Origin of the sequence: Corynebacterium heidelbergense (assembly GCF_028609845.1) — a bacterium.
GTDB lineage: Bacteria > Actinomycetota > Actinomycetes > Mycobacteriales > Mycobacteriaceae > Corynebacterium > Corynebacterium heidelbergense.
Window position 1 is genome coordinate 1,887,154 of the sequence record NZ_CP063191.1, and the last position, 13,001, is coordinate 1,900,154.

The 13,001-nt window shown below is 65.4% G+C and carries 13 protein-coding genes; 7 read left to right on the forward strand and 6 right to left on the reverse strand.

The genetic code is table 11. The annotated features are described in order from the left end of the window. Position 1: 1 nt before the first annotated feature. Together glpK and CHEID_RS08365 are read left to right on the forward strand one after the other, a co-directional pair. The gene (glpK, locus tag CHEID_RS08360) at positions 2 to 1,618 is read left to right on the forward strand and encodes a glycerol kinase GlpK (protein ID WP_112768713.1); all 1,617 of its coding nucleotides are present in this window, start codon (positions 2 to 4) and stop codon (positions 1,616 to 1,618) included. 10 nt (positions 1,619 to 1,628) lie between these two features. Continuing rightward, positions 1,629 to 2,321 (forward strand): DUF1707 SHOCT-like domain-containing protein, encoded by a 693-nt coding sequence (locus tag CHEID_RS08365; RefSeq protein WP_181645852.1) that lies wholly within the window; start codon positions 1,629 to 1,631, stop codon positions 2,319 to 2,321. 44 nt (positions 2,322 to 2,365) lie between these two features. Here the strand turns inward: CHEID_RS08365 and CHEID_RS08370 are convergent, their stop codons facing one another. Beyond that, on the reverse strand, positions 2,366 to 3,547 hold the full coding sequence (locus CHEID_RS08370) for an amidohydrolase (protein WP_420536404.1): 1,182 nt from the start codon (positions 3,545 to 3,547) through the stop codon (positions 2,366 to 2,368). Between the two features lie 150 nt (positions 3,548 to 3,697). Between CHEID_RS08370 and CHEID_RS08375 the strand changes: the two genes are divergently transcribed. Beyond that, positions 3,698 to 4,744, forward strand: coding sequence for a phosphohexomutase domain-containing protein (locus tag CHEID_RS08375; RefSeq protein ID WP_112768711.1), 1,047 nt, complete (start codon positions 3,698 to 3,700; stop codon positions 4,742 to 4,744). Here the strand turns inward: CHEID_RS08375 and CHEID_RS08380 are convergent. Further along, positions 4,731 to 6,227, reverse strand: coding sequence for a glutamate-cysteine ligase family protein (locus tag CHEID_RS08380; protein WP_112768710.1), 1,497 nt, complete (start codon positions 6,225 to 6,227; stop codon positions 4,731 to 4,733). The two genes, CHEID_RS08375 and CHEID_RS08380, sit on opposite strands and share 14 nt — an antisense overlap. Before the next feature lie 81 nt (positions 6,228 to 6,308). Beyond that, complete coding sequence (gene upp / locus CHEID_RS08385) at positions 6,309 to 6,947, reverse strand: uracil phosphoribosyltransferase (protein ID WP_112768709.1); 639 nt, start codon at positions 6,945 to 6,947, stop codon at positions 6,309 to 6,311. Positions 6,948 to 7,074: 127 nt separating this feature from the next. On the opposite strand from upp, the gene CHEID_RS08390 reads away from it, so the two are divergent. The 4 genes from CHEID_RS08390 to CHEID_RS08405 all read left to right on the forward strand — a co-directional run bounded on the left by CHEID_RS08390 (position 7,075) and on the right by CHEID_RS08405 (position 10,001). After that, the gene (locus CHEID_RS08390) at positions 7,075 to 7,380 is read left to right on the forward strand and encodes a hypothetical protein (RefSeq protein ID WP_112768708.1); all 306 of its coding nucleotides are present in this window, start codon (positions 7,075 to 7,077) and stop codon (positions 7,378 to 7,380) included. Further along, complete coding sequence (locus CHEID_RS08395; RefSeq protein WP_181645851.1) at positions 7,380 to 8,414, forward strand: C40 family peptidase; 1,035 nt, start codon at positions 7,380 to 7,382, stop codon at positions 8,412 to 8,414. The genes CHEID_RS08390 and CHEID_RS08395 overlap by 1 nt, the downstream gene beginning before the upstream one ends. A 72-nt stretch (positions 8,415 to 8,486) precedes the next feature. Then, positions 8,487 to 8,648, forward strand: coding sequence for a hypothetical protein (locus CHEID_RS08400; protein WP_181645850.1), 162 nt, complete (start codon positions 8,487 to 8,489; stop codon positions 8,646 to 8,648). Positions 8,649 to 8,711: 63 nt separating this feature from the next. Continuing rightward, on the forward strand, positions 8,712 to 10,001 hold the full coding sequence (locus CHEID_RS08405; protein WP_112768707.1) for a hypothetical protein: 1,290 nt from the start codon (positions 8,712 to 8,714) through the stop codon (positions 9,999 to 10,001). Between the two features lie 44 nt (positions 10,002 to 10,045). Here CHEID_RS08405 and CHEID_RS08410 read toward each other — a convergent pair whose 3' ends face one another. Genes CHEID_RS08410 through CHEID_RS08420 form a run of 3 tightly spaced genes read right to left on the reverse strand, consistent with a single transcriptional unit; the run spans position 10,046 to position 12,986 of the window. Continuing rightward, positions 10,046 to 10,933 (reverse strand): ATP-binding cassette domain-containing protein, encoded by an 888-nt coding sequence (locus CHEID_RS08410; protein WP_112768706.1) that lies wholly within the window; start codon positions 10,931 to 10,933, stop codon positions 10,046 to 10,048. Positions 10,934 to 10,935: 2 nt separating this feature from the next. Beyond that, positions 10,936 to 11,991: an ABC transporter permease gene (locus CHEID_RS08415; RefSeq protein ID WP_112768705.1), complete on the reverse strand. Its 1,056-nt coding sequence runs from the start codon at positions 11,989 to 11,991 to the stop codon at positions 10,936 to 10,938. Further along, positions 11,991 to 12,986: a sugar ABC transporter substrate-binding protein gene (locus CHEID_RS08420; RefSeq protein WP_112768737.1), complete on the reverse strand. Its 996-nt coding sequence runs from the start codon at positions 12,984 to 12,986 to the stop codon at positions 11,991 to 11,993. Before CHEID_RS08420 ends, CHEID_RS08415 begins: the two co-directional genes overlap by 1 nt. Positions 12,987 to 13,001: the final 15 nt, after the last annotated feature.

The window sequence follows — 13,001 nt, forward strand, 5'->3', positions numbered from 1 at the left end:
TATGGAGCACCTGGCTAATTCCCTGACCGGGAAGTTCGCGAAACTCACCAATTCCCGTCGGGGTTGTGTGGTCTCTATCGACCAGGGCACCACGTCCACGCGGTGCATCATTTTCGACGCCCAGGGCCAGATCGTGACCAGCAGTCAGCTCGAGCACAAACAAATCTTTCCCAAACCGGGCTGGGTGGAGCATGACCCCAATGAAATTCGGCTTAATTCCCGGCGCGTGCTTGCGGACGCGTTGGCGTCCGCAGATATCACAAACGATTCGATTGCCGCAGTGGGCATCACGAATCAACGGGAAACGACGATCATCTGGGATCGAGAAACCGGCAAGCCGGTCTACAACGCCATTATCTGGCAGGACACCCGCACCGAGAGCATCATCGACTCCCTCAGTGATGAGCAGCAAAAGATGTTCTTCGAGCGCACGGGTTTGCCGGTGTCCACGTATTTCGCGGGCCCAAAGATCCGGTGGATTCTGGACAATGTGGAGGGGGTTCGCGAACGCGCGGAAAAGGGCGAGTTGGCCTTCGGGACTATCGATACCTGGCTGGTGTGGGAGTTAACCCGCAATTCGCGGCGGAGCTCCGGGGATAAACCTAAGTCGGAGCGCACAAAGGCGCGACACGTCACGGATGTCACCAACGCCTCCCGCACCATGCTCATGGATCTACGCACGCAGGAATGGGACCCCGAATTGTGCGAGGCGCTGGGGATCCCCATGAGCCTGTTGCCGGATATCGTGAGCTCCTCCGATGTGGTGGGGCGGGTGCGCCGCAGCGGCCCGGCACAGGGGGTACCCATTAGCGGCATCCTCGGGGACCAGCAGGCGGCGTCCTTCGGACAGGCCTGCCTGGAACCGGGAGAAGCCAAGAACACCTACGGCACGGGCAACTTTCTACTGCTCAACACCGGTACCAAGCCGCAAGTGTCCGAGCACGGCCTGATTACCACCGTGGCCTACCGCTTGGGCAACGAACCGGCGGTGTACGCCCTGGAGGGATCCATTGCAGTGACGGGCTCGCTGGTCCAGTGGCTGCGCGACAATCTGGGGTTCTTCAGCAGCGCGGAGCAGATCGAGCCGCTCGCCCGCACCGTGGAGGACAACGGCGGGTGCTACGTGGTGCCCGCCTTCTCCGGGCTGCTGGCACCCCGGTGGAAGCCAGATGCCCGGGGGGCCATCGTGGGGCTCACCCGCTACGTCACCAAGGCGCACATCGCCCGGGCAGCGCTGGAGGCCACGGCTTTTCAAACCCGCGAGGTCGTGGAGGCCATGAACCGGGACTCTGGGGTGCCCCTGACGAAACTCAAGGTCGATGGTGGCATGGTGGCCAACGATCTCCTCATGCAGTTCCAGGCGGACCAGCTCGGGGTGCCGGTCATCGTCCCGGAGGTCGCGGAGACCACAGCACTGGGGGCGGCCTTCGCGGCCGGGTTGGCCGTGGGGTTCTACTCCAGCCAGGAGGAGATCCGCTCCCTGTGGCAGGAGCGACAGACCTTCACCCCGCAATCTTCGCGAGAAGAGCGAGACGAGGCTTTCCGCCACTGGAACCGGGCTGTGGAAAGGACCTACGACTGGGCTGAGAAAGCGAGCCCGCCACCGGTCGTGGGCTAGCATGTCAGGCATGAATGGGTTTGGGAGTAGCGCGCCGTGGTCTCGCCCAGAACCTAGCCGCAGCAACAACGATGTACGGATCGGGGATCAGGAGAGGGAACAGGCCATCTCTCACCTGGGCGCACACTATGCCGCAGGGCGGTTGTCGCTGACGGAGTACGAGCAACGCTCCGGCCAGGCGGCGGCTGCGGTGATGCGCAGTGATCTCGTAGATTTGTTCACAGATTTGCCCGTGCTACCCCCTTCCTCACCTCAAGCCCCCGGGGCGGGCGGCCCGGTACCCCCTGCTGCAGCGATGCAGCCACCCGTGAACTACGGCAAGGCTGTGACGATGTACTCGTCCTCCGAGGTGGAAAAGGCAGCCCATCAGGCTGGGCGGCCCAAGGCGGCAATCATGTGGTTGACCGGCCTCGGCGCCTTTACCGGCGGCATCGTGCTCAACCCGATGTGGAGCTCGTCGGCCGTTCTCCTCTTCCTCATCCCGGCGGTGTACGCCCTGCTATACGTCGCCAAGATCGGCCCGGCCAGTTGGCACCAACCCTCCGTACGCGAGTTAGAGCGCCAGCGGCAACGGGAACTCCGCACGTTCTACGCCCTGGAGGCGGAGCGGCAGCGGGCGATCCGCAAGCAGCGCCAGGCGGAGCTGGGCACAGCCGCGGTGGATTACGCCAACCAGTTTCTCCAGCGTCGGCGCCCGCACTAGGGCACGATCCAGATGGGGGACTCGTTCAGGGCCGGGACGCTGCTCTAGATCTCCGCGCGGTACTGGTCGATAACCCCCGCGAACAGGCGGATTCCCACCGTCAGGCACCGCTCGTCGAAGACGATATCCGGCTGGTGAAGGTCGGGCTTGGCCCCGGTACCGCTCCACGACCCCAGCCGAGCCATGGATCCGGGAACGTGCTCCAGGTACCAGCTAAAGTCCTCGCCCCCGCTGGACTGGGGGGCTTCCTTGAGAGCCACGGGGTCCACGTCCTTCACCGCCTGGGCCATCAGCGCGGTGCACACGTCGTCGTTGATCACCGGCGGCACCCCCTTGGTGTAGCGGATCTCCAACTCGGCCCCGGTGGGCGCGACGATTTGCCCCACCAGCTCGCGGAGGAAGTCCTCCCCTTGCCGCCACACGCCAACTTGGGCGGTGCGGAAGGTGCCGCGGATCCGCACCTCCTGAGGGATGGCGTTGAAGGTGGAGCCACCGTTGATCGCGCCGAAGGCCATGACCGTCCCGCTGCGCGGATCCACCCGGCGCGTCAGCAGGGCCGGCAACTGGGTGACCACTTGGCCGGCGGCGTGCACGAGGTCCGCGGTGAGGTGGGGCCGGGAGGTGTGTCCGCCGGGGCCGCGCAGAATGATCTCCACCACGTCGGAGGCGGAGGTGATCGCCCCGGTGCGCACTCCGATCTGGCCCACCCGGAGCTTGGGCTCACAGTGCACCGCGAAGATTTGCTGAACCTCGTGCAGGGCCCCGGCGGCGACCACGTCGATGGCCCCGCCGTCCATGACCTCTTCCGCCGGCTGGAAGATGCCGCGCACGCGCACAGGCAGCGCGGCCTCCCCTTCTCGGTGAACGTAATCCGCCAGCGCGCACATGAGGCCCAAGACGATGGTGGCGTGGATGTCGTGTCCGCAGGCGTGCATCACGCCGGGGATCTCGCTGCTGTAGTCCAGCCCGGTGGCCTCGGTGAGGGGCAGCGCGTCGATGTCCCCGCGAAAGGCGACGAGCGGCGCGTGGGCGGGGCCGATGTCCACGGTGGCCCCGGTGGACGGCAGCCGCTGGGGGTTGAGGCCGTGCTCGGTGAGGATACGCACCAGGAAGTCCGTGGTGTTGTTCTCCAGGTGGGACAGTTCCGGGTTGCGGTGGAGGTGGCGCCGCCACTGGATGACGTCCTCCGCGTGCGTGTGCAGCCAGTGCGCTACAAACCGTGCCAGGGGGGTGGGGGTGTTGTCCTGGTGTGGGTGGTCTGTTTCTGCGCTGGTGGTGCTCACTAAGTTCCTCTACGCCTTCCCCGGTTGCTGCGGCCGTGGTTCCAATCCCCTAATACTAAACCCTCGGGTTTTGGGGTCTGTACTCTCGTGCCCATGACCACGGACAGCTTGGGTGCGCCGGAGACTGCGGCGCGAGACGTTGTTGCTCCTCTGGGCTTCGGCCCTGCTGGGTGGCGGGCGCCGATTGGCCCTGGGCCGGATGAGATGAATGTGCAGACGGTCACGCGGATCACGGCTGGGGTGGCCCGGTGGATGCGTCAGGCCACGGCCCCTCGGCGCCGAGATGGGCGCTTCGCGGTGGCGGTGGGCCACGATGCCCGTTATGGATCGCAGCCGATGGCCCGGACGGTGGCGGAGACCTTCGCGGGCGCGGGCTTCGAGGTCACGCTTGTCGCGGAGCCGGCTCCTACGGCTGTGGTGGAGTACTTGGTGCGCAGCCGGGGGTTGGATGCGGGGGTTCAGATCACGGGTTCCCACTGCTCGGCGACGATGAGCGGTTACCGGTTGTTCTGTGCCGGGGGTTCCCCGGTGTCGGAGGCTGCGGCGGAGGCCATCGAGCGTGCCATTTCAGCTCAACCGGCGGCCTTCCTGCTGCCCCGCTCGGAGGCGAAATCCCTGGATTTCGGGGCGATTTCCGCGTATGTGCACTTCATCAGCGGGCCGGTGGCCACGGGGGAACAGCGGGTGGTGCATCCGCGTCGTACCCTGCGGGTGGTGTACACGCCCTTGCACGGGGTCGGCGGCAGCGCCCTGGAGGATGCGTTGCGCGCGAACGGATTCGGGGATGTTCATTCGGTGCCCTGTCAGCGTTGGCCCGATCCGGAATTTCCGACGGTGGATGTGCCGGACCCGCTGCGGCCGGGGGTGACGGACGAGCTGCTCCGTCACGGCGAGGAGCTCGGGGCGGATTTGCTGGTCGCTCTGAGTCCCGATGCGGACCGGTGCGTGGTGGGTTCCCCAATTTCTCTTAAGGACGCCACCCCCGCGCGCTTCACCACGTTGAGCCAAGAGGACACCGCCGCTGTCCTGGGGAGGGAACTCGGCGAGGACGGGGTGGCCACGGCTGTGCTCGCCGCGGCCCGGGCGGCTGTGCTCAAGCAGCAGGGGCGCACCTTGTGGGAGGAAGCTAGCGGTCGATAGTGGTGGGCCAGGTGTGGACGGGGGCACCTGTGTTCTGGTTGGCAAGGTAGGCCCGCAGCATGGTGGTGATGGCCTCCCGGCGCTGAGGGCTATCGGGGTCTTCGGCGCCCGGGCCGCTGGCGTTCTCAAGAGCCGCCAACTGCCAGGTGGCCCCGTTCTGACGGCTGCGGGCCCGGCCCTCGATGATGGCCAGGTTGGATTCGATGAGCTCCGGGTCCACTTCCAGGCGGCGTAGCCCTTCCCCGGCCTGTTCCAGTAGATGGTCGGTGATCAACTGGTCGACCGGGATGTGGCCCAATGTTGGCCAGGTCATGGAGGCGTGCAGACCATCGCGCGCCCCGGCGAGGAAATTGCTCTTGGCGTCCCCAATGGTAAGACGGGACCAGACGGGCCGCGTTTGCTCGCCGAGGAATTTGACCATGCCGTAATAGAAGGCGGCGTCCGCCACGATGTCCGCCACCGATGGGCCCGCTGGCAGGAGGCGATTTTCCACGCGGATGTGGGCGAGCTCCGTGTTGGGGTCGTAGATCGGCCGGTTCCAGCGCCAGATGGTGCCGTTCTGGAGGTTGAGGTAGTGCAGGCCGGGCTTGCCATCGGTGACGATGGGGGTGCCCGCCTCCACGCGATCTTCCGGCAGGAGGGCTGAGAAGTAGCGCACGTTTTCCTCGAAAAGATCGAATGCGCTGGTGATCCACCGATCGCCGAACCATACGCGGGGGCGTACTCCCTGGACGATGAGCTCGGGCGTGCGGGTATCGATGGCCTGCTCGAAGACGGGGATTCTGGATTCGTGCCACAGCTTGTGGCCGCAGAACAGGGGGGAGTTCGCGCTGAGGGCAGCCTGGATGCCGGCGATGGCTTGGGATGCATTCCATGCGGCGGCGAAGCGGTCTGGGGCTACCTGCAGGTGCAGTTGGATAGAGGTGCAGGTGGATTCGGGGGCGATGTCCTCAAAGTCTTCGTGGTAGTGCTCCTCGCGTTCGAGGTCGATGCGCACGAGCTCGCCGCGGGATTCGAGGATGGAATTGCTCAGCGCCTTGTAGCGGTTTTCGGGGGTCATCCAGGAGGGATCGTGCAACAAGTCGGTGGTGACGCTCGGGAGGGTTCCGATCATGGCGACCTGGGCGCCGGCTTTGGCGGCGGCGGTGCGGACGCGGTCGAGGCGTTCGCGCAACCCCTCTTGCAGCTCGGTGAGGCCGGAACCTGCGATGGACAGCGGGGGGTGGTTGAGCTCGACGTTGTAGGCGCCGATTTCGGACTGGTAGTCATCCGTCAGCTCCGCGAGCACGTCCTCGTTGCACAGCTTCGGCTGCATGTGCTCGTCGACGAGATTGAGCTCCAGTTCGAGGCCGATCGTGCCGTGATCCACGAACTTCGCCTCTTGGAGGTACCGATCGAACACCTCCAGGTCCTCCATGAGGCGCTGGCGATACCGCGTGCGTTGGCGCGGGGTATAGGACTCGGTACTGACTGCGTCACCCATAACCGCCAAGCCTATCTGCCGAGCGTTTGGAAACCCTTACCTGACGGGCATATCGAGCGGACTTCTGCCGACCCCCTGTTGTCAGAAATGGATATTCCGTGGCCCGTAGAGCCGGTCCCCGGCGTCGCCCAATCCCGGGACGATATACGCATCCTCATTGAGTTCCGGATCGATGGCCGCCGTGACCAGCTTCCTGACCGGCAAACCGGAATCGCGCACCGCCTCGACACCCGGACGGGCAGAGAGCATGCATACGCAGGTGATGTCGTCGGCACCCCGATCGGCGAGCAACCTAATCGCGTGCAACAACGATCCCCCAGTGGCCAGCATCGGGTCCACTAGCAAGACGGGTTGTCCCGCCAAGTCATCTGGCAACGCTTCCAGGTAGGGAACGGGCTTGTGGGTCTCCTCATCCCGTGCCAACCCCACGAAGCCCACTTGGGCATCCGGGATCATGGACAACGCGGGATCCACCATGCCCAACCCGGCACGGATCACCGGGACGATGGTCGGCGGCTTTTCCAACCGCGTGCCCGTCGTGGCGGTCAAGGGGGTGTCCATCGAGAACTGTTCGACCCGCAGATCAACGCTGGCCTCGTAGATCAGCATCGCGCCGAGATCCGCCAGCGCGCTGCGGAACGTGGCATTATCGCTCCTCTTATCGCGCATGATGGTCAACCGGGCTGCAGCGAGGGGGTGGGTCACTACCTGGATCTCCATGACCAGAAATCTACGCGGCGAGGGCGCGGCAAGAAATTCGTGTGAACCTTTCGCGCCGATTGAGCGTCTAACACCACAGTGGGGTCTTCACGATCCGACCGATAGATCGAAGGGGGAACAAGGACCAATGTCAGACGAACTCACCGCCCACGTGCCCGACGTGCACCACGCTGCGGAGGATGCGGGCCGACTCGCGGAAGCGCTTAGAGCTCGGACAGCCAGCCAGCCCGCACACCTCGAATTCCTAGCTCTGCCGGGCGCCGAAGCCTTCCTCACCGCTCTTGCTGCAGCCCGCACTCACCACGGCGAATGCCTAGGCCACTGCGCTAACTACTACCACCGGGCCTCCACTGCTCTGCGGGACTTCGGCGCAAGTGTGGATAGTCAAGACCATCAGGCCGCCGATGCGCTGACCAGCGGAGGTAGCTTCTGATGCTCACGGACTTGCTCATCCGCCCCGTTATCGAACTCATTCCGGGGCCGCTGAAAATGGGGGCCTCCGCGGCCGCACCCGACCTGGACCTGTTGGTTGTCGACGCACTCCCCGCCGTGGTGGGCGCGGCCGTACAGGGCGGTGCGGGGATGGCCATGGTGGACCACTTGACCAAAGCGACCTCCGCCACCCTGGGCCTCGTCGACGCTGGTCACCGCCTGGACGACATCGCGCAGGAGGCCAACGGTGCGGTGAACGCCTGCATTGCAGACTTAACGGTTGAGGCCATCCAGTGCATGTATGACGTCTACCGGGTCCTCGCGGCGGGGGCTGCGACGGGGCCAGGTGCCGTCGCCATCGACCTCGCCGTGGCACCAATCGTGGCCAAGCACGTTTCCAGCGGCATGCTGCGCCTCGCTGACCTCAGCGCCGAGCTCGATGCGCTCACTGGCCAAGTCGCCGCCGTCGACATCCCCGGCGCGCCCACGCCGCCGAGCACCGCCCCGCTGACCGAGGGACTGCGGCAGGTAGCCCACCAAGTCGCCGCGATCCCTGCTGCAGCTAAGCCCCCGACGGGCATGGCGCCGGCGTCGCTCCCCGGTCCTTCTGCCGGAGAGGAGACCTCCATTCCAGTCGCGCCAGCCAACGTGGCCCCCCTGCCTCCTTTCGCTGCGCCGGGGGCCCCTTCGCCTCAGGCTTCTGCTGCGGTGCAGGCGGCGCTCTCGGCGGTGGGCACCCCCTACCAATGGGGCGGAACGTCCCCCGGTGTGGGGCTCGACTGCTCCGGCTTGACCCAATGGGCCTACTCCCAAGCCGGGGTACAGATTCCCCGCACCGCCGCCGAACAGGCAGTCGGCCCGCAGATCTCGCCCGACCAGTTGGCGCCCGGGGATCTGGCGGTGTGGGACGGGCACGTCGCCATGGTCATCGGTGACGGTCAGATGGTGGAGGCCGGGGACCCCGTAGAGGTAAGCCCCATCCGCACCGAGAACATGGGCATGGGGTTCCACGGATTCTTCCGCCCAACCGGTTAGACCACACGCCCTCGGCCCGACTCGCCCACCCCCCACCGACCAGTGCTCAACGAACAAGAAGTAAACACAACCATGCCCAACCACCATGGCGGCCTTGCCCGCGTCATCTCGGAACCACCGGAGCAGGAATACCACCTCGCCCAGTTTCTCGGGGAACCCCCCGCGGTGGTCCCGCCCGTCCTCACCAACGAACTCCGCCGAGCCCCGGGGAACCGCCCGGCGCCGAACTCCTAACACCACCGGTTCGCCCACTCCACACACCTCCCGCGCTCCACCCGCCGGGTAGAATCCCCAACCATGGCCTCCCAGTCTTCCGCATCCTCGCAGTCCAGCGCCCGCCGACGCCACCGCCACGGCATCGTCCCGCTTCGACTCACCATCACCAGCGGCGAGTGGTACACCCTCTGGGCGCAGACGTGGATCGTCCACGGGGAGCACTTCCAGGGCTTCCTCGGCGAAGAGGAGCGCGCCTTCATCTTCAAGACCCCCGCCGAACTGCTGGCCTTCATCACCACCGAGGGCGAACACGACCTCAGCTCCCACCCGCAGTGGGCCTCCTTCAAGGAAGACGCAGCCGCCCAACTACAGTCCACCACGGACATCGATCTCATCGAACTGCCCGTGGAACTCACCCGCCAGGCGGACTACCGCAACACCCGAACTGTCAGCGACTCCTTCGACGTCCTGCAGTCCCTCGGAGCCGTCTTGGGCATCAGCTCCATCAACAAGTGGTTCGGGGACTACTCCGTCCTCGCGAACGTCCGCCGGGGCGCCGACCACTACGCCAGCCAAAACGGTGCCCAGGAATGGCTCTCCGTCGGCCGTCTCGTCGCCGATAACTGGCGCACTATGCTCACCGACCTGGAGGAGCACCTCCACAATCCCTCGGTCGACGAAACGGACACCTTCGCTGCCCAGGACAAGCTGGATGCCGCCAGCTTCACACCCGATCAACCAGCCGAACCGGCAGCCGCCGCTGTAACCACCCCCGCATCCACCGAGGAGGCAGACGCGACTGAGGAGGCCGGGGACCCCTACGACAACACCATCTGGTCGGAGGTCGGAATCGACCCCATCCGGATCACCATCAAGGGCCAACACGTCTACACCCTGCGCTGCTACGTCGACGGCAAACCCCGATTCCTCGGCCGTTACGGTCAAATCAATACGTTCCCGAATCCTCGGTCCATGGTGCGGTGGATTATCGACACCACCGACCACGATCTTGAGGAACTGGACACCTGGGGCGACGTCGTCTCCGCCGCGAACTCCGGAGAGCTGGAGGTCAGCGTCCACGATTCCAACCAGTACGCCTTCACCGGCCTGCGCGAGGACATCGCCAAGGGCAAGGACGCTGTCGACACTGACCAGCTCGGGCGGGCCTACGAGGTCATAGCGGACGCCGCCGACTGGGCCGAGGACGACCGCGTCAACCGAGTCCTCGTGGCCTACCCACAACTGCAGAACTACATCGCCTTCATGCTGGGCTCGCCCTCAGACACCACTCCGAGTGCCCCCTACGACGAAGAAGTGCGCGGCTGGACGGCCCTCGAAGAGGACTTCGTCAAGCGCTTCACGAAGTTCTAGGCCCCCCTCCCGCTGCCGTCCACCGGCCAGGGGTGGGGTTACCCCTATTCGTCCCGCCGGAGTTCGTGGCTGAGCGCGTCGAGTTCGCCACCGCCGGCCATCGCCAGGGTCAACTCCTCCAGGGTGACCTCGTCATAGGCGCGGTTCATGGTCTGCTCACCCATCGTCAGCAGCACAAACCGGTCCCCCACCAGGTAGGCGTGGTGCGGATTATGTGTAACCAGAATGACCGCCACACCCCGCTCACGGGCGGCTTTGATGAAGCGCAGCACCATGCCCGATTGCTTCACACCCAGGGCGGCCGTCGGCTCATCCAAGATGATCACCCGAGCCCCGAAGTACACCGCGCGGGCAATCGCCACCACCTGCCGCTGCCCCCCGGACAGTGTGCTGATGGGCACGTCCACATCGGGGAGGTTCACCCCCATGAGCGCTAGCTGCTCGGACGTGACCCGCCGCATTTCGGCTGTCCGCAGCCGACCGAAGCTCCGGGTCAGCTCCTGGCCCAGGAAGAAGTTGCGCCACACCGGCATCTGCCCCACCACCGCCAGGTCCTGATACACCGTGGCGATTCCCAAGTTCAGCGCATCCTTGGGGCTGGAAAAGCGCACCGGCTTGCCGTCCACGCGGATGACCCCACTGGTCGGCTGGTGCAAGCCTGCCAATGCCTTGATCAGCGTGGACTTGCCCGCGCCGTTATCGCCCAAGACACACGTCACGGTGCTGGCGTCCACAAAGAAGCTCACGGACTTCAGCACATCCACCGGGCCGTAGCTCTTGGACAGATCTTCCAGCTCCACGAGGTGCGTGGCATCCGCGGCCGCCCCATTCTCCTCGGGGTGCGCCAAATCCGTCACCCTCGCTGCATCCGTCGCTCTCGCTGCGCCCGTCAACTTCGCGCCGGCTGGTGTCTTCGCCTTGTTTTCGGACATCGCTAGGACCGGCCTTCCGTGAAGCGGGAAAAGGTGTTGTTCGTAATGACGGCGAACAGCAGCATTGCGCCGAGGAAGAACTTAAACCAATCCGGATTCCAGCCGGCGTACACAATGCCCTGGTTGGTCATACCGAAGATCAGCGCACCGATCGCCGTGCCCACCGCGGTCCCCCGGCCGCCGTTCAGGGCACAGCCGCCGATCACCGCGGCGATGATGTACAGGAACTCGTTGCCCACGCCCTGTCCGGCCTGGATCGAATCGAAGGCAAACAGATTGTGCATGCCCACGAACCAGGCGGCGAAGCCCACCAGCATGAACAGGGAAATCTTCGTGCGCTGCACGGGCACGCCCACGGCGCGCGCGGCGTTGGCGTCCCCACCCACTGCAAAAAACCAGTTACCGAACCGCGTCTTAAACAGCAACCAACTGGCCACGGCCACAAACAGGATCCACCACACCACTGTGATTCGGATGTTTACCCCAAACACGGAGAAAGAGGAGGCGAAGAAAGCCTTGGCGGAGTTGAACCCCTCCATGTCGGAGATGCCGGGGGTAGCGACCTGCCCGGTGACCATCTTCGTCACCGCAAGATTGACCCCCTGCAGAATGAGGAACATCGCCAAGGTGATGAGGAAGGAATGGATCCCGGTGCGCATCACCAAAAAGCCGTTGATTGCCCCGATGGCCAGGGCGAAGAGGAGGGACAGCCCCACCCCCACCCAGGAGTTCAGCCAGAAGTTGTAGTTCAGCATCGTGGCGCACAGGGCGGTGGAGGTCACGGCCACACCGGAGGACAGGTCGAACTCGTCGCCTATCATTAGCAGCCCCACCGCGAGGGCCATAATGCCCATCGTGGAGGAGGCGTAGAGAACGGTGGCGAAGGCGTCCGCGCTGCGGAAGGCCGGGGCGACCACCATGAACAGGACGAAAATGACGACCGCGCCGAGCACGCTGGTCAGCTCCGGGCGTTTCAGCAGGCGCGCTCCGCGGGAGGCAGTGTTCCCAGCGGTCGGCTTCTCGGCGGCCTTCCGGGCCGGAGCAGCAGATTCGGTCATCAGCGCAGCCCCTGCTTAGCGGCGTCCGAGATCTTATCCACGTTCGACTTATCCACGAAGCTGGGGCCAGTGAACACCGGCTGCCCGCCACCCATCGTGGAGCCATTTCGCTTGGCGAGCCACAGGGAATCGATCGCCAGGTATCCCTGCAGGTAGGGCTGCTGATCCACAGCCCACTGCACCTCGCCGTTGCGGATGGCGGTGACCAGTTCCGCATTCGTGTCGAAGGTGGCGACCTTCGCCTGGGACCCCGCGGCCTCCTTGGACTTCGCGGCGGTCAGCGCCACCGGCGCGACAAGCCCCATGATCCAGTCCACGCTTTTATCCTGAGCCAGCTTGGCCTGCACCGTGGACTGCACGGCGGTGAGGTCCATGCCGTTGACGTAAAGGTTCTCCACCTGCCCGCCGCCGGATTGCACTCCCTTGGCGATCCCGGCGCAGCGGGCCTCCTGGGAGGGGTTGCCCTGTTCGTGGATCACGCACAGCACCTTTTTCGCCTTCTCCTTGGCCAGGCGCTCCCCAGCGCGCTGACCGGCGATGTTCTCGTCCTGCCCAAAGAATGCCCGCACCCCGTATCGGGCGTAGTTGTCCATGCCGGAGTTGAGGGCTACGACCGGGATCCCGGCGTCCACGGCCTTCTGGGCCACGGGGCCGATGGCCTGCGCAGTAGGCATGGTGAGGGCGATGCCGTCGGCCTTGGAGTCGATGGCGTTTTGGACGAGGTTCGACTGGTCGGGGGCCTGCGGTGCGGAGCTGTAGCGCAGCTCCAGGTTGTCCTTCTTCGCGGCATCCTCCGCGCCTTTGCGCACGAGATCCCAGAAGGTATCGCCGGGGGCACCGTGGCTCACCATGGCGACGGTGTAGCGCGGGGTGTCCACTCCGCCGCCGCCGGAGCCGTCTCCATTGCTGGTGCGGGGGCGCCCGCCGGTGGAGGAGCATGCAGTAAGCGTGGTGGCCACGCAAAGAAGGATGAGAAGCGCACCAAGGACCAGCATGCCGGGAGCGCGTCG